This window comes from Candidatus Margulisiibacteriota bacterium (assembly GCA_003242895.1).
In the GTDB taxonomy this organism is placed as follows: Bacteria; Margulisbacteria; Riflemargulisbacteria; order GWF2-39-127; family GWF2-39-127; genus GWF2-39-127.
Window position 1 is genome coordinate 29,911 of the sequence record QKMY01000004.1, and the last position, 22,521, is coordinate 52,431.

18 protein-coding genes are annotated in these 22,521 nt (G+C 41.5%); 12 read left to right on the forward strand and 6 right to left on the reverse strand.

Annotation, left to right across the window (positions count from 1 at the left end; all coding sequences use genetic code 11):
- Positions 1-31: 31 nt before the first annotated feature.
- Positions 32-832, reverse strand: coding sequence for a hypothetical protein (locus DKM50_00380; protein PZM84874.1), 801 nt, complete (start codon positions 830-832; stop codon positions 32-34).
- Between the two features lie 103 nt (positions 833-935).
- Here DKM50_00380 and DKM50_00385 point away from each other — a divergent pair, with 103 nt between their 5' ends.
- The 5 genes from DKM50_00385 to DKM50_00405 all read left to right on the forward strand — a co-directional run bounded on the left by DKM50_00385 (position 936) and on the right by DKM50_00405 (position 6,433).
- The gene (locus DKM50_00385; GenBank protein PZM84875.1) at positions 936-1,667 is read left to right on the forward strand and encodes a hypothetical protein; all 732 of its coding nucleotides are present in this window, start codon (positions 936-938) and stop codon (positions 1,665-1,667) included.
- Between the two features lie 62 nt (positions 1,668-1,729).
- Positions 1,730-3,532 (forward strand): hypothetical protein, encoded by a 1,803-nt coding sequence (locus tag DKM50_00390; protein ID PZM84876.1) that lies wholly within the window; start codon positions 1,730-1,732, stop codon positions 3,530-3,532.
- A 96-nt stretch (positions 3,533-3,628) separates the two neighbouring features.
- Entirely contained in the window at positions 3,629-4,600 is a 972-nt protein-coding gene (locus DKM50_00395) for a tungstate ABC transporter substrate-binding protein WtpA (GenBank protein PZM84877.1), read from the forward strand.
- 26 nt (positions 4,601-4,626) lie between these two features.
- The gene (locus DKM50_00400; protein ID PZM84878.1) at positions 4,627-5,418 is read left to right on the forward strand and encodes a molybdenum ABC transporter permease; all 792 of its coding nucleotides are present in this window, start codon (positions 4,627-4,629) and stop codon (positions 5,416-5,418) included.
- A complete protein-coding gene (locus tag DKM50_00405; protein ID PZM84879.1) occupies positions 5,381-6,433 on the forward strand; it encodes an ABC transporter in 1,053 nt (350 codons plus the stop codon). Before DKM50_00400 ends, DKM50_00405 begins: the two co-directional genes overlap by 38 nt.
- Here DKM50_00405 and DKM50_00410 read toward each other — a convergent pair.
- The 3 genes from DKM50_00410 to DKM50_00420 all read right to left on the reverse strand — a co-directional run bounded on the left by DKM50_00410 (position 6,420) and on the right by DKM50_00420 (position 10,858).
- Entirely contained in the window at positions 6,420-7,196 is a 777-nt protein-coding gene (locus DKM50_00410; GenBank protein ID PZM84880.1) for a hypothetical protein, read from the reverse strand. The genes DKM50_00405 and DKM50_00410 overlap by 14 nt on opposite strands.
- The gene (locus DKM50_00415; protein PZM84881.1) at positions 7,197-8,000 is read right to left on the reverse strand and encodes a formate dehydrogenase accessory sulfurtransferase FdhD; all 804 of its coding nucleotides are present in this window, start codon (positions 7,998-8,000) and stop codon (positions 7,197-7,199) included.
- Positions 8,001-8,173: 173 nt separating this feature from the next.
- The gene (locus DKM50_00420; protein ID PZM84882.1) at positions 8,174-10,858 is read right to left on the reverse strand and encodes a formate dehydrogenase subunit alpha; all 2,685 of its coding nucleotides are present in this window, start codon (positions 10,856-10,858) and stop codon (positions 8,174-8,176) included.
- 491 nt (positions 10,859-11,349) lie between these two features.
- On the opposite strand from DKM50_00420, the gene DKM50_00425 reads away from it, so the two are divergent.
- From DKM50_00425 to DKM50_00440, 4 genes are all read left to right on the forward strand, one after another.
- Positions 11,350-11,706 (forward strand): (2Fe-2S) ferredoxin domain-containing protein, encoded by a 357-nt coding sequence (locus DKM50_00425; GenBank protein ID PZM84883.1) that lies wholly within the window; start codon positions 11,350-11,352, stop codon positions 11,704-11,706.
- 18 nt (positions 11,707-11,724) lie between these two features.
- Complete coding sequence (locus DKM50_00430) at positions 11,725-13,527, forward strand: NADH-quinone oxidoreductase subunit F (GenBank protein ID PZM84884.1); 1,803 nt, start codon at positions 11,725-11,727, stop codon at positions 13,525-13,527.
- Positions 13,528-13,595: 68 nt separating this feature from the next.
- Positions 13,596-14,087: an NAD(P)H-dependent oxidoreductase subunit E gene (locus DKM50_00435; GenBank protein ID PZM84885.1), complete on the forward strand. Its 492-nt coding sequence runs from the start codon at positions 13,596-13,598 to the stop codon at positions 14,085-14,087.
- 192 nt (positions 14,088-14,279) lie between these two features.
- Positions 14,280-16,100, forward strand: coding sequence for a hypothetical protein (locus DKM50_00440; protein ID PZM84886.1), 1,821 nt, complete (start codon positions 14,280-14,282; stop codon positions 16,098-16,100).
- A gap of 35 nt (positions 16,101-16,135) precedes the next feature.
- Here DKM50_00440 and gltA read toward each other — a convergent pair whose 3' ends face one another.
- A complete protein-coding gene (gene gltA / locus DKM50_00445) occupies positions 16,136-17,548 on the reverse strand; it encodes a glutamate synthase (NADPH), homotetrameric (GenBank protein PZM84887.1) in 1,413 nt (470 codons plus the stop codon).
- Positions 17,545-18,348 carry a sulfide/dihydroorotate dehydrogenase-like FAD/NAD-binding protein gene (locus DKM50_00450; protein ID PZM84888.1) on the reverse strand — a complete coding sequence of 268 codons (804 nt, stop codon included), beginning with the start codon at positions 18,346-18,348 and terminating at the stop codon, positions 17,545-17,547. The genes gltA and DKM50_00450 overlap by 4 nt, the downstream gene beginning before the upstream one ends.
- A gap of 270 nt (positions 18,349-18,618) precedes the next feature.
- Here DKM50_00450 and DKM50_00455 point away from each other — a divergent pair, with 270 nt between their 5' ends.
- From DKM50_00455 to DKM50_00465, 3 genes are all read left to right on the forward strand, one after another.
- Complete coding sequence (locus tag DKM50_00455) at positions 18,619-19,374, forward strand: hypothetical protein (protein ID PZM84889.1); 756 nt, start codon at positions 18,619-18,621, stop codon at positions 19,372-19,374.
- 147 nt (positions 19,375-19,521) lie between these two features.
- Positions 19,522-20,715, forward strand: coding sequence for an aspartate aminotransferase (locus tag DKM50_00460; protein ID PZM84890.1), 1,194 nt, complete (start codon positions 19,522-19,524; stop codon positions 20,713-20,715).
- A gap of 23 nt (positions 20,716-20,738) precedes the next feature.
- On the forward strand, positions 20,739-22,397 hold the full coding sequence (locus DKM50_00465; protein PZM84891.1) for a diphosphate--fructose-6-phosphate 1-phosphotransferase: 1,659 nt from the start codon (positions 20,739-20,741) through the stop codon (positions 22,395-22,397).
- Positions 22,398-22,521: the final 124 nt, after the last annotated feature.

Genomic DNA, 22,521 nt, shown 5'->3' on the forward strand with positions numbered 1-22,521 from the left:
ATACCTTACGATAATCAATTCGTTCTGTTAATCATGCGTAGAGGGTTATGTGTAATCCCATCACATTTGAATGGAATGCCGTAATTTTGCGAATAGGTTTTCTGCCCTGTTCGTCAGGTTTATTGTATTCTTCCTCCAACTGTTTATCGCGTCTAATTTCTTGCTCGGCTTGCATTTTCATGGCGGCGGCTCTTCCAACGACGCTTCTGTCCTGAGGAGAAGGATTAAGCGGTGCCATTGCCGCGCTAATGACCCGCTCCATCTTCCTAACAGTTTCTTCGGGACTTGCGGCTGCCGATGAATCCAGATTCACTTCCCCCTGTACCTTGTAGTTTTTCCCGTCAGGCCCTACTGCCATCGTGTAGGTCACGAATCCGGCATACATTCCGCCAACCATCTTATGTGCCATTTCATGCGCCTCAAGCTGAGCTTCCGCAGCTTTAAGTTTCTGTATTTCAACTTTCTGTTTTAGCTCTTCATTCTGATTTGCTGATTTATGCTCCATATACCGTTCTATTTTTTTTTGGAGATTAGTTTTCTCAGGATTTTTGGAATTATTTTCTTTTTCGGTGTCTTTATTTTGGGGAGATGCATTGTTTGTGTTTTGTATTTCCTTGGCAATAGATGAATAGGTCGATACCCTGCTTGTTCCGGTATCCGTTACTTTCTCATAATGGTCATGGTTGTCGATTTTATTTTTTTTGTCAGGGTTTTCTAAAAAAACAGGGGGCTTGTCTTTTTTTTGTTCCGAAGCGTTAATCCTGTTCGGTTTTCTGACGATAGTATCGAATTTATAAGAAAGATCATTATTATAATTATAAGTTTCTAGCATAGAAAAACTAAGCCCACTTTTAGATTTGGTCTTATTGTTGAAAAGCACAATTTTATTAGCTTATTATTCCCACTTTTTGCCAAAAATAAACTTTTCTTGAATAATGTATAATATGATTATGATAAGTGAGGAAATTAAACTATATTTTTTGACCAAAAAACAGTTATTTGCTTTATTCTTTTTTTTCTTCATATCGGCTACCTCTTGCTATGCGGAGAAGTTAGCCCCCGGGCTCTATCATTTTGATCAAGCTCAGGGTAATTATTCGCTTTTTGTTCCTTCAAGGAATTCGCAGGTTATGGTCGTTGCACTTCATGGTTCTGGTGAGCGTGCGCCCGGGTACATCGCTAATTGGGTCTCTGATGCCGCACGTTCAGGCTATGTTATCCTGGTGCCAAATGCCATTGATAAAAATGGTTGGCAAGGGAAGGATATTCCGCCAATTATTGAAAAAACACTCGCTTATCAAAAAGATTATGATATAAATAAGACAATAATTTCTGGTGCCTCATCCGGTGGGCACTTCGCTTTATTGCTTGGTATTAATTATTATCAATATTTTGATGGTATTGCCGTGTTTATGGGGATTATCTCTCAGAATCTCGGACGATGGATTGAGTTCCAGGAAGAACCTTGGAATCGACGGCCTATATTCATGGTCCATGGAGATAAGGACACCATGGTCCCAATTCAATATGGGAGAATGACTGCCAAAATGTTGCAGGGGAAAGGGTATCCGACAACATTTGTTGAAGAAAAAGACATGGCGCATGAGCATTACCGAAAAGCGAATATAAAAATTATTAATTGGATCCAAGGCATAAAAAAGAAGTAGACCTTTGCGGCGGTTATAATATGGGGATACAATTCAAAAAATCAGTAATAAGGTAATCTATTATGAAAAAATATTTTCCGGTTATTATTGTTTTCTTTTTAGTTGCCCTTGGCTCCGGTCTTTTAGCGGTGCAGAGAGAGTCAACTGCCAATCTGCGGTATTCTGAAGATACAGTCTATAGCCGATACTACGTTTATACGACTTCCAGTGGAGATGTGAAGATCAGCAGGCATGTTGAAACCTTTCGCGTCAATATCCCCTCGTTGAGCTTTCTCTCTGACCAGCCTGACTACTTTTTGCGACCGGTCACGGTTTGGGAGAATAATTCCTACCTTTTTCTGAAAAATACTAATTTCGAGGGAACACTCTTTGACAAAAATAATATGGCAAAAATCAACGAATATAGTATTAATAAAAAAGGTTCTGATACGATAGAACTTACTCTCAGGGATAAAAGGAAATATACGTTGGTAAGTAAGCCGGCATCGGACGTGACCACTGTCTCTGAAAATATTATAACTAAAATAAGAACTATTGATAATCTTAAGCTAACCTATACCTTACAACAAATGAGCCTGCAAAATCCTACGAATAATGTTCTTAGTCGTCAGGGTCTGGTATCGCCGGAAATGACAGTAACCTGCTGGGAAGGCATTGTCGGATCACTCAATGTTCTAGTTCAGAAAACTGATAGAGGGAACTTTTTTGCTTTTGTGTCCGGTAACGGCGAGTATCTGCAAACGGATGAATACACGTTACTTCAGGTTGCTTCGAAGAAGAACGGGCTTTATATTCGTAGCGAGGGTCGGCTCTATTCCCTGCGCGGTCTTCCTCTCGCTGGGTTTCATCGCTATTATTACCTGAAAGAGAAAGATAATGGCAAAACAAAAGCTATCTCCGACTTTGCTATTTGCATTTTTCTTTTTCCCGAGGATAATGCACCCAAAATCAAATCCGACATTATTTATGAGACCGGGTACTCTTCTCCTGCGCAGATAATTTCCCGGAGAGAAAATCGGGTGCTGGGAGAAGGTCCGTCTGTTGCTATCAGCGAATATAATTATGGATTTTTGAGCATAGCGAATTCGCCATTCCCGCATAAGGAAAGGGATGACGGACATATTTATGCCGGAGAGTATTATCCTGCCCAATCGCATTATAATGATCAACGGATTGCATATTATGTCCCTTCAGCTTTTGATATTGAAAAGGACTTTTATTTTCTTGTTTATTTGCATGGCTGGGGAAATAATATCGAAAATGTTCTTAGTACTGAGCGGCTTGCTGAGCAGATCTCGTTAAGCAAAAAAAATATTATCCTGATAATTCCTGAGTTAGCCAGAAATGCCAGGGATGGTTTTGGCGGAATGCTCGAAGATCCGAACGGGTTTAAAAGTATGATGGATAGTGTTAAAGCTCAATTAGCCGGGTATAACAGCTGGAATCGGGAATCCTTGAATGCCGGCAAGTTCATTCTCTCCGCCCATAGTGGTGGGTATTCTCCTATGGCAACCAGTCTGATGTATGGCGGTGAGAATATCAATGAGGCCTATTTATTTGACGGATTGTATGGACATAGGGATAGGTTTTTGTTATGGAAAAGAGATAATCCCAGATCAAGATTTGTCGTTCTCTATACTCAAGCCGGAGGTACGTCCAAGGAAGTTGCCCAGCTAATTAAAACGGTTAAAGGATTTAAGTTCCGTGATCCTTTGCGCGCGGTCGACATGCCGACGGTTTCTGATACCCCTGATAATGATGCAGCCCTGAAACAGGGGGGACTTATTATTATCAATACCGGGAATACTTCCCATCACAAGATTGTCAGTAAAGGCTACTTGCAATTACTCCTCAAAAGCCTGTGAGAGGGCCTGCGTAATCTTTTTCTTGTATCTTTACTAAATTATTATTCTTATGCTACCATTATGTTTGTTTGAACATAATAGATGTGGAGGTTTGTTATGAAAAAAGAGAAAAACAGTATTATCTCATTGGTGTATTTATTCCTTCTTTGCTTTGCGATTTCGGGTGTGCCGGCTACGCCCGGTGTTCAGGCAGAACAGAACGAAAAACTGGTCATATTTCATGCCGGAAGCTTGTCGGTTCCGCTTAAAGATATGACCGAAGCATTCAAAAAAAAATATCCTAAGGTAGAAGTTATTCGAGAGTCTGCCGGAAGTCGGCAATGTGCGAGAAAGATCACGGAGCTCAACAAACAGGCCGACATTATGTTTTCTGCTGATACTTCTGTAATCAAGACGCTGCTTATGCCTGAATATACGCAGTGGAGCATTAATTTTGCTACAAATGAAATGATCATAATGTATCGGAACGATAGTAAGTATGCAGACAGGATCAATGGTAAAAACTGGGGAGAGATTTTGCTGAAAGATGGAGTGACCTATGGACATGCCGATCCGAATGCCGATCCCTGCGGATATCGCTCACAACTTACCTGGCAGCTAGCAGAGAAATATTATAAAACACCTGGGCTTTATTCGAAACTACGTGCAAAAAGCCATATAGTAAGGCCAAAAGAGACAGATCTCCTGGCTTTGCTTGAATCCGGACAAATTGATTACCTTTTTATCTATAAGTCAGTTGCGGAGCAGCATAATGCCAAATTCGTGGTTTTACCTGACGAAGTTAACCTTAAGAACGAAAAATACGAATCGATTTATGGTACCGTAAGTATTGATCTCACCGGGAAAGAACCGGGAGAGATTATTAAGCAAAAAGGCGGTTCTATGGTCTATGGTGTGACTATTCCCAAGAATGCGCCGAATTATAAGCTGGCGCTGGAATATGTTAAACTAGTGATTGGACCGGAAGGGCAGAAAATTATGGCTAAAAATGGTCAAATACCTTTTAATCCTGCAACCTCAGATGAAAAAGACAAATTACCGGCTGAATTAAAAGCGCTAGTAAAATAATTCAGGTAATTTCGAAAGGGCAGAGGATGCATAGGTATCATATTCCAATAATCATTTTAGCTGTGCTGGCAGGAATCCTTGCTGTCGTATTAATCTTCCCCGTGATCAATATCATAATAACTTCAGATCCTGGGTTGTTATTGGCGGCAATAAGAGACAAGGAAGTTTTCCATTCAATAACCCTTACCTTGGAATGTGCCGGATATGCGACACTTCTGGCCCTGGTTTTTGGCGTGCCTCTAGCGTATCTGCTTGCGCGATTCTCTTTTTGGGGAAAATCTTTTATCGAAGCTGCAATCAATATTCCGATCATCATACCCCACGCGGCAGCGGGCATCGCTTTGCTGACGGTTCTCTCTCACGGTTTTGTTGTCGGTGATATTGTAAAAATGACAAATGTCCAGATTATTGATACAAAGCTTGGGATAACAATTGCTATGTTTTTTGTCAGCTCTCCTTTTTTAATCAATAATGCTATCATCGCTTTTAATTCATTTGATGCTAAACTCGAGAAAACTGCCCGGACGCTTGGCGCTGGGTTCTGGCGTACTTTTTTTGCCATCTCGTTACCGCTTTCATTTAGAGGGATAATTAAAGGAGCTCTAATGATGTGGGGCCGGGGAATCTCGGAATTTGGCGCTGTCGTTATCCTGGCCTATCATCCGATGATCACGTCGACACTGATTTTCGAGCGGTTTGAGTCATACGGGCTTAAGCATTCTAAACCTGTAGCCGCGCTGTTAATACTGCTTTGCTTAGTATTTTTTTCATTTATAATCTATGCGGGGAACAGTCATGCTCGTCACAAAGAATATTAATAAAAAACTTACGCGATTTCAGCTCAATAATATTTCCTTTCACGTCGAGAAAGGCGACTATCTCGTAGTTCTCGGGCCATCAGGGGCTGGGAAAACCGTTTTATTGGAAATACTCGCAGGCGTTCAGAAACAGCAAAGCGGCTCTATTCTTTTGAATGGGACGGACGTCTCTGAGAGTGCGCCGGAAATGCGAAATATTGGGCTGCTGTATCAACATTATATGTTGTTTCCTCATATGACCGTGAGAAAGAATATCTCTTTTAGCTTGCAAGTAAAAAGAAAAAAAAAGGAGATTATTGCTCAGCAGGTTTCTCATTACGCGGGATTGCTGCAAATTGATCATCTGCTTGATAGATATCCGGACAACTTAAGTGGCGGAGAGAAACAACGGGTAGCCTTAGCCAGGGCACTCGCAATGAACCCTCAGCTGCTTCTTCTCGATGAGCCGTTTGCTTCGGTTGATTCTAACCTTAAGCGGAGACTTATTGAGGTTCTGAAAAATCTGCATAAACAATTCAACCTTACCGTAATTCATGTTACCCATGATATCAACGAAGCCCTCTATTTAGCGAATAAGATTGCTATTATACAAGATGGCGCTATCGTTCAGTTCGGTCCCAAAGACAGCGTATTCAAAAATCCGGCTAATACCTTTGTCGCGGATTTCCTGGGGTATAAGAATATTTTCAAAGGGGTTATTGTTGATAGGGAATATTTTTCTACCAATGATATAAGGATTCATCTTGATGCGGTGTATGAGGATCGAGAATCGGTCATCCTTATCCCTCCGGAAAGCATTATTCTCTCGCCCCGGAATACTGCAACCAGCGCCAGGAATTCCTTCGAGGGTAATGTCGCTGATATTATTCACAAGAACGGTTTTTATGAGATTATCATCGAAATCGGGATACGGCTCTCGGTATATATAACGCATGATTCCTTTAATTCATTAATGATCGAAAACGGCATGCGTATCCACGTTCTTTTTAAAGCCACTGCAGTTAAGATCTATTAGCTGCTTTCATGACAGCATTTAGCTTTTCATCTATAGCCTTGTATCTATTGAGTAGTTTTTGTGCGAATTCTGTAAGGTTCGACCCGGACTTTTTACTTCCCGAAAGTGTGGTTTCGAGTATCTTTTCTCCCAAACGTTCTTCCATGGATTTGATGTATGCCCAGGCATGGCGATAGGACATTTTCAGTTCGTGCGCTGCCTTGTTCAATGATTTGAGTTCCTCGATTTTTTGAAGCAATACGTATTTGCCGTGCCCAAAAACTGCTTGATTATTGACTTCAATCCAGATTTTGGTTTTTACCTGAAGGCTTTCGACGCGGTAATTGTAGTAGAAGTCGAGGATTAAGGTGTATGCGGCATTATCGAGCGGAGGTGCGAATAGTTTTTTGTCAGCCAATTTCTGCTTTGCTAATTCTTTATCAAAGGTAGTGGCAATGAGTATTTCGGCCTTAGTTTTTGCGAACTGAGAAGTCTTTTTCGCCGGGTTCTCGAATCCTTCGATGAAGATTGCCAGGTCCGGAGTAATAACCTCCAGGATGCTATTGCTTTCTATAATGAGATATTTGAGGTTGGTATTCTTGAGTCGCTCGATTTCGGTAATGGCACTGGGCACATCGTGAAATAATTGTTCCGGTTTGTTTTTATCCTGACCATGGCCTATTTTGATTATGGCGGCACTTTCCTGTAGAAGCTCTTTTAGCTTGCGGGCGAGTGTTGTTTTTCCAAGCGAACTATATGAACTGGAAATGGTGATAATCTTCATTTATTCTGCAACTATCCTTTCCGGACAGCTATAGATCGTAGCCTTTGTCCCTCTGGCATAGCCCAGTAAAGTAATGTTGTAACTTTGAGCGAATCTGACCGCTGAAGCTGTTGGTGCTGAGCGTGATACGAGCACTGGAATATTAAGCCGAACAATCTTCGTCATGATTTCTGAAGAAATTCTTCCGCTTGAGAATAGTATCCCTTCCGTTGCGTCCTTTATTCGATTTTCCTTCAGTAGTATTCCTGTTATCTTATCGACACAATTATGCCGTCCGATGTCTTCATTTAAAATCGTCCGGGTTTTATCCTGAAACAGCACACTATGTACGCCTCCGATAACCGTGTATATTTCCGATTGTCGATTAAAGTTTTTCATCATTTCCCATATTCGGCTTATCGAAATTGTAATCGGACTTGTTGCCGGAGAAAAATTATTGGTTTTCAGCGGATTAATATAGGTGAGCCCTTTCCCGCACCCGGAAGTTATGCTTCTGAGGTTCTCCTGGGTATTGAGGACGAGTCCGTCTTTCAGCTGGATAATGACAGCGAACATTCGCTCATTGAAATAGATGCCAGCGACATCGTCAAATGAATCAATGAACCCTTCGTTATAGAGAAATCCTAGCGCGAGTTCTTCCGGAAATTGGTTAAGACAGAGTAGCGAAACGAATTCTTCTCCATTAATAATCAGTTTTAGTGAAATCTCCGAGATAACCTGTTTGTCGACAAGATTCACGTGAATTCCCGAATCATCTTTTGATAGCTCGGTAACCGGTAATTCGAGATATATATTTTCATCCATAATTTTAGTAATCACCAGAATGTTTTTTCGCGCTTTAACTCACCCAAGGATTGAGCTTTGGCTATTCCTGCAAAATTTATAATCCTATCTTAACGCATAAGCGGGTATAAATAAATACACCAGGAAAAATGCCTGGTGTATTGTCGTATTATCGTATTGTGGGAAACTATTGATTAAATTTTTGAAACCTTAACCGCACACACTTTGAATTCCGGTATCTTCGCGATCGGATCAACGGCTGTATTTGTAAGAACGTTTGCTGCAGCTTCTTTATAATGGAATGGCATAAATATTGTACCTTTATTAATGCCATCGGTAACAAACGCCGGAGCTTGTATTTCACCTCTCCTTGATGTGATTTTGATAGTTTCCTTGTCGGCTATGCCAAGCTCTTGTGCATCAGCAATCGAGATCATCACCATCGGTCCTGCCAGTTGGTTGAGCCCGTCAGTTTTTCTGGTCATAGTCCCGGTATGGAATTGCTCCAGGACCCTGCCTGTAGTCAGGACCAAGGGATAGTTCTGGTCTGGTAGTTCCGCGGGCGGTATATACGGTATGGCTTTAAACATTCCTAAACCCCGCGTGAATTTTTCGGTATGTAGAATTGGCGTTCCAGGGTGTTCGCTATTTGGACAAGGCCAGGTGAGTCCCATACCTTCAAGTCTTTCCCATGAAATGCCGGCATATTGCGGTGTAAGTTTGTTGATTTCCTTTGAGATGTCTTGCGCTGTTGTATAACTCCAGCCAGCACCCATTGAGTTTGCTATATCTTGGACTATCTGCCAGTCTTCTTTCGCGAGGCCTGGTGATTTGATCGCTTTTCTTATTCTTTGCACTCTGCGCTCAGTATTGGCAAAAGTCCCGTCTTTTTCGGCATATGATGCTGTTGGTAATACGACGTCTGCTAACTGGGCGGTTTCCGTCATAAAAATATCCTGTACTACCAATAATTCAAGACCTTTCAGCGAATGCTCGGTATGGTGGCTGTCCGGATCGCTTAGCATAGGGTTCTCACCCATAATATAAATTGCTTTTAATATCCCTTCGTCGGCAGCCGTGAGCATTTCAGTAACGGTAAGGCCGATTTTGTCAGTTAAGGTAGTATTCCAGGCAGTCTGGAATTTCAATCTGGCATTCTCATCTGTTACTGCCTGATAGCCAGGGTATACATTCGGTAAAGCCCCCATATCGCATGCGCCCTGTACGTTGTTCTGTCCGCGTAGTGCGTTTACGCCTACGCCAGGCCTTCCTATATTTCCACACAGCATTTGCAGGTTAGCGACGGAACATACATTGTCTACGCCCGTTGTGTGCTGGGTGATACCCATGGAATAAAAAATGGCTGCATTTTTAGCCTTGCCGAAAAGTTTTGCTATAGCTTCAAGCTTATCAGCCGGAATTCCGGATATTTCCGCAACCAGGTTAGCTGGGTATTTTGCGACTTCTTCTTTAAACGCTTCAAAATTTTCACATCTGGTCTCAACAAAATTTTTGTCGTACCAACTGTTATTAATAATAATATTCATGATCCCGTTAAGAACGGCGACGTCAGTTCCGCATCGTTGGCGAACATTAATTGCGGCATGTTTTGACATCGGGATGTCTTTCGGATCAATAATAATGAGTTTGGTTTTTCCATGTTTTACCGCCTGTTTTAGTACTGAGCCTATAACCGGGTGCGCTTCGGAGGTGTTAGACCCGATCAGCAAGGCGACGTCAGCTTCCTTGATCCCGGCAATGTCATTGGTCATCGCTCCGGATCCGAATGATTGGGCAAGCCCTGCCACAGTTGAGGCATGACAAAGTCTTGCGCAGTGATCTACATTATTGGTCCCAATTACGGATCTGACAAATTTCTGGAAAATATAATTTTCTTCGTTGCTGACTTTGGCAGAAGCAAGTCCTGCAATTGCATCCGGCCCGTGCTTGGTTTTTATTTCTGTAAGCTTTTTTGATATAAAAGAAATGGCTTCTTCCCACGTTGTTTCTTTAAGTTCTCCGCCTTTTTTATCTCTGATAAGAGGGGTCGTGAGTCTTTCGTTGCTATTTACAAAATCAAACCCGAAGCGGCCTTTGACACAAAGCATTCCGTTATTTACCGCATCTTCTTCCCCGGTTATTTTTACTATGGTATTGGTTTTTTCATTTACATGTAATATTAACTGGCAGCCAACTCCGCAGTAAGGACAGGTTGTTCTGACTTTTTTTGTTTCCCAGTTGCGGGCTTTGCCGATGGCTTTTTTGTCGATTATGGCACCGACCGGACAAAGCTGTGAACACTCACCGCATTGAACGCAGGTTGATTCCCCCATAGGTTTGTCGTCATCGCAGATCACTTTGGTATCGCGTCCGCGAAAACCGAGGTCAAGGACATTATTTACTACAACATTGTTGCATGCCGCAACGCATCTGCCGCAAGATATGCATTTTTTTCTGTCGATCATTACGAAAGGCGAGCTTGTGTCTGGCTGGTCAAATTCATTGGCAAACTGGATGCTGGGTTTTTCTATCCCGAAGTGGTAAGCCACATCCTGTAATTCGCAGTTTCCGGATTTTTCACAGGCTAAACAATTATGTTCTCCGCTTGCGAGCAGCAGGTTAACTAAGGATTTCTGAGTGGAAATTATTTCTTCAGTTTCGGTTTTGATGTCCATGCCGTCTTGGGCAGCTACTGAACAGGAGGTTTGAAGGCCTCTCATTCCTGCGATTTCTACCACGCAGATCCGGCATTTGCTGGCTGGTCCGGTTTTTTCATGGTAACACAGCGTTGGTACGTAGAACCCATGCGCCCTTGCTGCCTGAAGTACGGTCTGGCCTGGATGTGCTTCTACTGTGCGGCCGTTAATTGTAATTTTCATATAGTATCCTTTCTTTGTGAACTTGCTTATGTACTAATTTTTTGAATGTTGAAGGGTTCGCAACCTTATGTAAAAACTAAATAATTATAATTTGAGTGGCACGCTATTAATAATAACTACAATAGAGCTGATTAGATAATAAATAATTTAGGGCAGTCTTTTATTCAATGCGTCGATATTTGTATTCCTGTATGTGTAAATTATGTAATGGTTAGGCGGGAATCCATGTTGTACCAGATGGTCCTTATTCTTATATAAAACCTAATTGACATTCTTTCACATCATTTGTACTATTTATAGCGTTGATGCGTAATATTTCACAAGACAATTGTAATTGCATTTAAATAAAAATGCAACTGGAAAATACAGTCAGCAGAGCATATTCCATGTCGCTAATCCGAACAAATGGAAATTTTAGTGGCTTAAATTAACGGGCTTATTAACGGGTTAAATTATAAAATAATAACGGTAGGAAAATGGAGGCTTTTTATATGGGTTCACCTATGGATATTATCAAGAAAAAGCGTGAAGAAGCAGATCGGAGAATTCGTGAACACCGTTCCGGTATAAGCAAAAGGGTTTACGTGGGGATGGCAACCTGCGAAATAGCTGCCGGATCAGAAGACGTTATGCAGGTATTTAAAACTGCTATTAATAATGGCCTTCCTGCCGTGCAACTAAGCCAAAAAGGGTGTGTCGGCCGTTGTAACCTTGAACCTACCGTAGAAGTGCTCGAAGAGGGTAAGCTATCTGTTAAGTACTGTAAGGTTGATCCTGATAAAGCTCGTCAGATCATAGAGCGCCATCTCAAGAACGGCGAAGTAATTAAAGAGTGGGTATTACAATAAGAAAGGACAATAGCGCAGATGGCGGATAACAAAACAACAAATGAAAAAGTAATAATAATGTGCGATGGCTCAAGATGTGCGCACAACAAGTCTCAAGAGCTAATTGCACGTGTTAATGAAGAATTGGCCGCTAAAGGCCTGAGCGGACATGTTCGAGTATGTACTTCCGGATGTCAGGGATTTTGTAATCAGGGTCCGATCATGATCGTTAATCCGGAGTTTACGATTTATGGCGGGGTTCAATCGAGCGATATTGAAGAAATCATTGATAGCCATGTAGTAAATGATAAAGTCGTTGACCGGCTTGCTATCAAAGAAGATCATTTATATAACCGGTTTTTTAAGGTTTTTGGGGATGTGGGCTTTTTCGGTAAACAAATGAGAATTTGTTTGAGGAACTGCGGCATCATCGATCCTGAGAATATTGATGAATATTTTTCTGTGCGGGGCTATGAAGCCTTAGCAAAAGTTCTTTCTGATATGGCTCCTGAACAAGTAATTGCAGAAGTTAAGAAATCCGGACTGCGTGGACGAGGCGGCGGTGGTTTTTCTGCTGGAATGAAATGGGAATTTACTGCAAAAGCAGAAAGCGAACTTAAATATGTTGTTTGTAACGCTGATGAAGGTGATCCTGGCGCATTTATGGATAGGTCCTCTATTGAGGGTGATCCCCATTCGCTTATCGAAGGTATGTCTATTGGCGGTTATGCGACCGGCGCTTCGAGGGGCATTGTTTATATTCGAGCTGAGTATCCGCTGGCAATTAGCCGGCTAGAGATTGCAATCGCAGATGCTCGCAAACATGGTCTGCTTGGCAAGAATATAATGGGCTCAGACTTTTCTTTCGACATTGAAATAAGATTAGGAGCAGGCGCGTTTGTCTGCGGTGAGGAAACCGCACTTATTCATTCTATTGAAGGACAGCGTGGTGTTCCGCGCCCTCGTCCTCCGTTTCCGGCCGTCAAAGGTGTCTTTGGATATCCTACTGTACTTAATAATGTAGAGACCTGGTTCAATGTGCCGGTAATTATTCTTGACGGCGCAGATTGGTTTAGCAGTATCGGTACAGAGAAGAGCAAGGGCACAAAAGTGTTCGCGTTGGCTGGAAATGTTAAGAATACCGGACTTATAGAGGTGCCGATGGGTACAACGCTTCGTGACATTATATTCGATATCGGTGGCGGTATTTCTAATGGCAAAAAGTTTAAAGCCGTACAAACCGGCGGACCGGCTGGCGGATGTCTGCCCGAGGAATACCTTGATACTCCAATTGATTATGACAGCTTGATTAAAGCTGGTTCTATGATGGGTTCCGGTGGCATGATCGTGGCAGACGAAGATAATTGCATGGTTAATTTAGCTAAGTTTTTTATGGACTTTATCAGGAGTGAGTCTTGTGGCAAATGCGTTCCCTGTAGAGAAGGAACCCGTAGAATGTATGATATTCTAGAACTTATTTGTGCAGGTAAAGCTGAAATGGGCCATATTGATGAGTTGGAATCCCTCGGTAAGGTTATTATTGCTTCTTCTCTCTGTGGTCTGGGCAAAGCTGCACCTAATCCGATCCTGAGTACGCTTAGATATTTCCGACATGAATATGAAGAGCATATCAATGAAAAAAAATGTCGTGCCAGTGTCTGCAAGGATCTATTGTCTTACGAAATAATCGATTCTTGTATCGGTTGCGGCGCGTGCAAACGAGCATGCCCAACCAGCGCGATCAGGGGAGAAGTAAAAGCGAAGCACGTTATTGATCAGGCCAAATGTATTAAGTGCGGTCAGTGTTTTGCAACATGCAAGTTCAGTGCAATTATAAGGTAATCGTTGGGGCGCACCAATGTGTGCGTCCTCATCGAACACTTTCCCAGGAATAGAAAGGAAGATCAATTATGCCACAAATGGTAATTAGTGAAAAATTGCAGCAGTTAAGAGATTTTATTGATAAACTTCAAGAGCGTGAAAACCCGGATTCCTATTTGATTGCCATTCTGCACAAGGCGCAGAGCTTATATGGTTATATCGATAAAGCAGTTGTTGAAGATATTTCCGTTCGAACCAAGATTAGTCTGGCTAAGATCTGGGGAGTGGTTACCTTCTATCATTTTTTTAAGCTCAAGCCTGCTGGAGAATATGAAATATCTGTTTGTCTTGGAACCGCCTGCTATGTTAAGGGAGCAGAGCGGATACTCGACGCTATCAAAGAGACAATTGGGGTCGGAATCGGAGATACTACCGAAGACAAGCTTTTTACTCTGCAGGAAACCCGATGTATAGGCGCTTGCGGGATCGCTCCTGTTGCAACGATTAATGGCAAAGTATACGGTGAGCTTTCACCGAATAAAATTGTAAAGATCATTAACGATATTAAAGCAAAAAAATAAGTTCAGCTATTTCGGCGTGATTCGGCAACAAGAAGACATTTGATGGGTTCGTCTAAAAAACCGGCAGCATTATAGTTAATTAAGTTCAAGATTATCAACTTAATTACGAACGGGCCTATTAACGGGTGGACGCTCTTTTTTATATCCCTATTAATTTATATGGGTTACCAATAATTTGAGGAGATCACGTCTATGTTTAAAAAAATGAGTTTAAATAAGAGGTTGTTATACTCTTTTATAACGGTCTCTACTATATCCATAATTGTTGGCCTGGTTGGTTTTGTTAGTCTGAAAAATACGAACAGGAACGTTCTGGAGGTTACCTCCTTGAGGCTTCCCAGTATCCATTATCTGCTAACTATTCATAAGGAATTCGAAAGTATCAGGGTTGCTCAAAGGACTATAATTATTCCTTACCTTGAAAACAAAGACCGTGAGCGCCAATATAGTAACGTTAATTTATCTTATGAAAGTATTAAATCTGCAATGGATAGTTATAGCAGGTTACCTAAAACAAAAGGCGAGTCTGTGCTTTGGCAGCAGTTTGAAGTAGCTCTGCTTGACTGGAAAAAGCTTAATGAGGAGATATTTAATTCGGCCAGGAAATTAGAATCTATAGGTATAACTAATCCTGACAATTTTAAAGGTCTTCTGGAAGGTTTCAGGGGCGATCACTACCGGCTTATGGCTGAGGTAGGCAAAATATTCCAGACCAAAACAATATTTGAAGGCGGGACTGATTATGCCTCATGTCGGTTTGGGAAATGGCTTGCTCAAAATGTTGCTCTAGGACCTGAGCTTAAAGCGTTAGTTGATAATGCTGTTCGCCATCATGAAGATTTTCACAACACTGTTACCAATATAAAATCCAGTCTTCAGCGTAATGATTTTAAATCTGCGCAAAAATTATATATTAATGAGCTGGTTCCTCAGGCTGAAGCCGAATTCACAGCCTTTGATGCTCTTCGTAATAATGCTGAAAATGGCCTGACCATATACAAAGGAATGTCTGATATAAGTATGAAAGAATGTCGAGATAAGCAATTGATCGCACTAGACCTATTAACGCAATTGCTCTCAATTAATGAAAAACTTGCTAGCGATGCTGAGATTTCTTCACGAAAGTTGGCCATGAACGCATATGCTGTAATGGTGGCTGCAATTTTCATAGGTGTTGTAATCGCAATTGTTCTGGGAATATTCCTGTCAATGACAATCGCTACTCCTATTAACAGGATTGTGTCTCAGCTCAAATCAGGAGCGGAACAAGTTGCCTCCGCCTCAAACGATGTTTCTAAGGCTGGCGAACAGATGGCTACAGGAGCTAATGAGCAGGCAGCCAGCCTGGAGGAAACCTCTTCTACGTTAGAGCAAATGTCTGCAATGATCAACCGTTGTGCGGATGATACTAAAGAGGCGGATCATATGTCAAAAAAGGTTTTGGAATCTGCCAGCTATAGTACTGCTGCAGTTTCCCGGCTCAGGGAAGCAATTGCCAAGATAAAAGTTTCATCAGATGATACAGCCAAAATTGTCAAGACAATTGACGAAATTGCTTTCCAGACTAATTTACTATCATTAAACGCCGCAGTTGAGGCTGCCAGGGCTGGAGATTCGGGAAAAGGTTTCGCAGTTGTCGCCGACGAAGTCAGAAGTTTGGCTCAACGAAGTGCTATAGCCGCCAAGTCTACGACTGAGCTTATTGATGGAGCTAAGGCCAATGCCGAACAAGGGGTCGTTGTAACAAACGAAGCGTCTGCAATAATGCATGATATTGCTTCCAGTATCGAAAAAATAACTATATTGATCTCATCTATTGCTCTAGCTTCGGTTGAGCAGGCTAACGGGGTAGATCAGGTTAATAAAGCAGTTTCACAAATGAATTTAGTTACCCAGGCTAGTGCTTCTTTGTCCGAAGAATCTTCCTCTTCATCAGAAAAACTGGCAAATCAGGCGAATAACCTTAATTCCTTAGTCAGGGAGTTGAATAATATAGTAAATGGGAATGAATAGTTTTAATCGGTAGGGGTGTGATTAATCGCGCTCCTTCAATTTTTTATATAACTATCTATTTGGATTGCGGCTTTTTTCCCCGCACCCATTGCGGTAATGACCGTAGCCGCACCAGTAACAATATCTCCTCCGGCAAATATCCCGGGAATTGATGTCATGCCTTGGTCATCGACCTCTATTTCCCCTCGCTTTTTAGTTTTAAGCCCGGGGGTGGTTCGTGCAATTATGGGGTGAGGTGTTGTACCTACAGCTATAATTGCTTCATCAATGCTAAGGGAATACTCTGATCCTGACTTTGGTGTCGGGCGTTTTCTTCCCGAAGCATCAAGGTCACCGAGTATCATTTTTTCGCACATAACCTGTGTCACGAAACCAGCCTCATCTCCGGTATATGCAACCGGATTAGTTAGCAGATGGAATTGTATCCCTTCTTCTCTTGCATGGTGGATTTCTTCTGTTCGTGCAGGCATTTCTTCTTCTGTTCTTCTGTAGATAAGGTGTACCTGTTCTGCCCCTAATCGAAGCGCTGTTCTCGCGCAATCCATTGCGACATTCCCAGCGCCTATAACCGCAACCTTTTTTCCTCTTTTTATGGGGGTATCGAAATCCGGGAATTTATAGGCTTTCATAAGGTTGACTCGAGTGAGAAACTCATTTGCTGAATATATCCCATTTAGATTTTCACCCGGTATCCCCATGAAATTCGGCAATCCTGCTCCAGTACCAATAAATATTGCGCTGAATCCTTCTTGGAAGAGTTCTTCTAATGTCAGCGCTTTTCCAATAAGAATATTTGTCGCGAAAATAACGCCTAGATCTTTAAGCTGGTTTATTTCTTTTGAAACAATAACTTTGGGCAAACGAAACTCGGGAATGCCATAAACGAGTACGCCGCCTACTTCGTGAAATCCTTCAAAAACGGTCACTTCGTAGTCCATTTTTGCAAGATCAACCGCACAACTAAGTCCGGCAGGTCCTGATCCGACAATCGCTACCCTATGTAACGCTGTACGGTCGTATGTCTTTACAATCTTTTTGTTAATAACTGGGATTGTCATGGTTTTTCTGTTATTTAGGTCCCAGTCTGCCAGGAACCTTTCCAATCTGCCGATAGAGACGGGCTCTCCTGCTTTTTTCATTACACAAACTGACTGGCACTGTTTCTCTTGTGGACATACTCTTCCGGTAACAGCCGGCAGTGAGTTGGATTTATGAATAATATCGATAGCTTTTTGAAAATTTTCGTTACGCAATTCTTTTATGAAATCCGGGATATTTATACATACCGGACAGCCTGAGACGCAAGGGCGGGTTGCGCATTGCAAACACCGGCTAGCTTCCTTGATTGCTTCTTCAATTGAATAACCGAGAGGAACCTCTTCGAAGTTGGTAACCCTTAATTCCGGAGATTGCTCGCGCATGGGTACGGAATTTTTTTTTACGCTCATTTACAGGAACACTCCTCTGGTTTATAAGTATCCAGCCTTTTCATGAGTTCATCAAAGTTAACTGCATGTCCGTCTACATCAGGACCATCCATGCAGGTGAATTTAGTTGCTTTATCCAGGGAAACGCGGCATGCGCCGCACATTCCCATTCCGCAAACCATCATGGAGTTCAAGCTGACGATCGTGGGAATGCCTAAGTCTCTGGTCAAGTCCGCAACGGCTTTCATCATGACCGCAGGTCCGATTGCAACAACCCTGTCTATTTTTTCTTGTTGCATAAGGTTCTTGAGAATATCAGTGACGAATCCTTTTTTGCCATAAGAACCGTCATTTGTACTTATTAGTAATCTATCCGAGACCGACTTCATTTTGTCTTCCCAGAACACATGGTCTTTACTTCTATAACCAATGATTGAAGTAACCTTGTTCCCGGCTTTTTTTAATTCCCGGGCAAGCGGATAGATGGGGGCAATACCGATTCCGCCACCAATGACAATCGTATTTCCAAAATTGGCTATTTCACTCGGAGTTCCTTGCGGGCCCAAGAGGTCGATCAGAAAATCTCCGCTTTTTAATTCCGCAAAATTTTTCGTGGTTTTCCCTAACTCTTGGAAGACAATTGTGATTGTTCCGTTATCTCTATCGAAGTCAGCGATAGTTAGCGGTATTTTCTCGCCTTTTTCGCTTACTCTGACCATTACGAATTGCCCGGCAAGCGCTTTTTTTGCAATGATCGGCGCATCAATCACCACATGGTGAATCGCTGGGCCAATAAGCTGTTTGTCTAGAATGTTAAACATAGTTAATCCCACATTGTTTTTCGTAATTATATAGAACTTTCAAATATTTAACAATTATCTAAAATATAAATATAAAATTTTACTTCCCAGTTTCGGCATGACCGTAAGTGCAACCGGGGAAAGCCTAGAAACCCATACGGAATGAACGCTGTAATGCCGAAGGTGTTCCCCGTATTGAGATAAACTAGAAGTTTTTTGATTTTTTGCTATAATTAGCCTATGTGTTTTTTTTGTCTGTAAGTCTTATATTTGTGTTTTCGGATTATTGTAATGGTCAATACAATCATAATTTATAGCAAGGATAATTCTGAGCGATTGCAATATATAAGTGTCCTTAGGGCAAGAGGACATGATGTTATCGGTGTTTCAGACGGATTTGATGTTCTGATCAAGTCCCGGAAGTACTCACCGCAGGTAATTATTGTCTGTTCCTCTCGTAATGATAACGAATACCTCGAAGTTGCCAAATCCATTAAGGCGAATGATAAAATAAATACTATTCCTACAATTTTAGTTCTTGATAATGAGGATAGTAATGTGAGTGAGACTGTCCAAGAAGCAATAAAAAATAGTATCGACGCTTTTATCTTTCGCCCTTTTGATAATAATTTTGCCAATTGCATTATCTCTGATCTGCAAAGAGCAAAAGATTTTCCTACTCGCAAATGTATACTTATTGCTGATGATGAGCGAGTTGTTTTAGATGCATTATCCTTTGGCTTGCAGAAAGAAGGGTACGTTGTTTTTACTGCTGACGACGGTCGTGAAGCCTTTGAAAAGGCTAAGAGCCTGATCCCTGATTTGATAATTATGGACTACAATATGCCTCAATGTAATGGCCTTTATAGCGTTCGAAGAATTCGGGAAGTCTCATATTTGAAATCAATACCGGTAATCGGGCATACCGCTCTCGTTAACCCGGATATTATTGCGAAGAGTATTAATGCCGGCTGTTCCACTATCATAAAAAAACCCACTGCCTTAAAGGAAATTTGCAGCAAGATCAAAGCTATAATCGGCGAATGATTTCTTCTCCCAAGGGTATTGATCGGATGAAAGTCCTTTCGGGTTTTTATTGTGGTTTCAATGTTTGTTGAAAAATAATGAAGGAAACCACTTGTCTATTTTTTTTTTTTAGAATACAATTTTTAAAAAATATTGAAAGAGGATTATATGGTTATCTCGAAAAAAGCTCGTGGTATACAACCTTCGGCAACGCTGGCTATATCCGCCAAAGCTAAACAAATGGAATCTCAAGGCATAGATGTTGTTGGTTTCGGCGCTGGCGAACCGGATTTTGACACTCCGGAAAACATTAAAAAAATGGGTATTGAAGCGATTTCCGGTGGAGACACTAAGTACACTCCGGTGTCTGGTACAAATGAATTAAAAAAGGCTATCGCAGCGAAGTTTAAGAAAGATAACAATCTGGAATACGAAATTTCTCAAATAAGCGTTGGCTGCGGTGCAAAACATTCGATTTATAATATTCTTATGGTCCTTTGCGATCCGGGTGATGAAGTCCTTATTCCGGCACCATATTGGGTTAGTTATCCTGAGCAAGTTAAATTAGCTGACGGAGTTCCTGTGTTTATAAGGACGGATGATTCTACCTCTTTTAAAATTAATGCTGAACTTCTCAGGAACTCGATTACCCCGAAAACGAAGGTACTGATTCTAAATAGCCCCTCTAATCCGACGGGAATGATCTACACGAAAGAAGAGTTAATAGAACTTGCTCAAGTAATTAAAGAGCATAAGCTCATTGTTATTTCCGATGAAATATACGAAAAATTAACCTATGACGGCAACAAATATGTAAGCATCGCTTCTTTGGACGAGGAAATTAAAGCCTTAACTGTTGTCGTTAATGGAGTCTCAAAATCTTATGCTATGACTGGCTGGAGAATCGGGTATATCGCCGGACCAAAGGAAATTATTACGGCTGTAAATAACTTGCAGAGCCACAGCACCTCAAATCCTACGTCAATATCTCAGAAGGCTAGTGTCGAAGCAATAACTGGCCCTCAGGAGGCTGTTGAGGTTATGCGAAAGGCTTTTGATGAAAGAAGAAAGTATGTTGTAGCTGAACTTAACAGGATTCCTGGAGTTAGCTGTTTGATGCCGGAAGGCGCGTTCTATGTTTTCCCGAATATATCAGGACTTTTCGGTAAATTTTATAATGGTAAAATTATTTCAAATTCAATGGATTTTAGTGCGCTATTGCTTGAGGAAGCTCATGTAGCTGTCGTTCCTGGAATTGAGTTCGGCAATGACAATTGTGTCCGGCTTTCTTATGCCACTTCAATGTTGAGCATTAAAAAAGGGATCGAAAGGATCTCTGATTTTGTTAAAACCTTATCATGAAAATTATAAAGGAGAATATCTAAATGAGTAAAGAAATCTCAGAATTACAAAAGGCTCGATTTGCTTACGAACCGAAACTTCCGCCAGCGTTATCAGCTGGAGCTAAAGTTGTTGTCAATATTGGAGAACCAACAACAGCTGTTGCGGATAAAGATAAAATTAGAAATCTATTCCCTGCAACCTACGGAAGTCCTCAGATTCGATTTGAAAGAAGTGACGGAGGAAAACTTGATAGCCCTATTCATCTTGGGGTTATTCTGTCGGGAGGACAAGCCCCAGGCGGGCACAATGTTATTGCAGGCATTTTTGACGGTCTGAAGTCGCTGCATCCGGAGAGCAAGCTCTATGGTTTTATCGGCGGGCCTAGCGGATTAGTTGACAACAAATATATAGAAATAACCGGTGAATTAATAGCCGGGTATCGAAATACCGGAGGATTTGATATTATTGGGTCTGGAAGGACTAAGCTTGAGACAAAAGATCAGTTTGATGCTGCCAGGGCCAACTGCGAAGTACTAGGGATATCGGCTCTTGTTGTTGTCGGCGGAGATGATTCTAATACAAATGCCTGCTTGTTAGCAGAATATTATAAGAGCAGTAATATTCCCATAAATGTTATTGGTTGCCCAAAAACTATTGATGGAGACCTCAAAAATGAGCAGGTAGAGACTTCTTTTGGTTTTGATACTGCTTGCAGGGTTTATAGTGAATTGATTGGCAATATTCAGCGTGACGCAAACTCAGCAAAGAAATATTGGCATTTTATTAAGCTGATGGGAAGAAGTGCCTCGCATATTGCGCTTGAATGTGCACTCCAAACTCACGCTAATGTAACTGTAATTTCTGAGGAAGTGGCAGAAAAAAAACAGACCCTGGGAGAGATTGTTGATTATATCGCAAGCGTGGTTGCCCAAAGGGCAGCTAATGGAGATAATTTCGGGGTTGCTTTAATTCCTGAAGGATTAATTGAATTTATACCGGAGATGAAATCCTTAATTGACGAGCTAAATGAGGTGCTTTCCAAAGAGGAAACCGTATTTAATTCCCTAGGTTCACTTGATGAGAAGATTGTTTTTGTTAATAAGAACCTTTCAGATGAGTCCTCCCATGCTTATAGCACATTACCTCGTGCAATCCAGATTCAGTTGTCTATGGACCGTGATCCGCACGGCAATGTTCAGGTTTCACTCGTTGAAACTGAGAAACTGCTTATCGAGATGGTCGACATTAAATTGAAAGAAATGAAGAGTATCGGTAACTTTAACGGATCATTTAAAGCCCAAAATCACTTTTTTGGTTATGAAGGTCGGTGTGCTGCGCCTTCTAATTTTGATGCTGACTACTGCTATTCTCTTGGCTTTAATGCCGCTGCTTTAGTTGCCGCAGGGAAGACCGGATACATGTCTTCTATCCAGAATCTGACAAAACCTGCAAGTCAATGGCTCGCCGGAGGTATTCCAATCACCATGATGATGAATGTTGAGAGACGTCATGGCGCAGATAAGCCGGTTATTCAGAAGGCATTGGTCAAACTTGATGGCGCCCCTTTTTTACAGTTAATTAAGAACCGGGACAAATGGGCAAGCAGCACTAACTATTTGTATCCGGGGCCAATACAATACTTTGGTCCAAGTGAAGTTTGTGATCAGGTTACCAAAACGCTTCAGCTTGAACATCAATAAAAAGAAAACTCTAGAAACAACGAAAGGGCGATATGGATTCATATCGCTTTTTTTTTCATCGAGGGACTCAATAAAAAAACAATTGAATTATTCAAACAATAATGTTATATTCGAATATAGCATT